We start from the raw sequence: 443 nt of genomic DNA on the forward strand, positions 1-443 counted from the left end.
TTACCGTACTTCTCGCGACGCTCAGGGCGAACATGCTGGAAGGCATCGGTAATCAGCATCGGAAACGCCGTGGTCTTACCTGAAATGCTGGCGAACAGCGTTGCGAACACGCCGATGAAGAACACGTACCAGCCGATCGGGCCGAAGAAGATTTCCAGCGCCTTGCCCAGATCGCCCAAGGTTTTCACCTCGATGCCGTTGGGACGGAGGATTTCCGCACCGACGATCCAGATCGCCAGGTTGATGATGATCCCGACGAACACCGCAAACAGCAGATCGTTACGCTGAATGCGCTTGTGCTGCGGCCCGGTCCAGCCTTTCTGGCGCATGACATAGGGGTGCACGAAGTTGGCGATCGAGCCGGCGACCGCGCCGATCACCGAGACCGCCCCCAGCAAAGCGCCATGCACGCCTTCGTCCGGCGGAATGCTGCAGCCGATGGT

1 protein-coding gene is annotated in these 443 nt (G+C 60.3%); it reads right to left on the reverse strand.

Annotated elements, in window-relative coordinates:
• On the reverse strand, positions 1-443 hold a 443-nt coding region (locus AC0T7J_RS25305), incomplete at both ends, for a divalent metal cation transporter (protein WP_473798518.1).

Source organism: Pantoea sp. E956-1, from assembly GCF_982223955.1.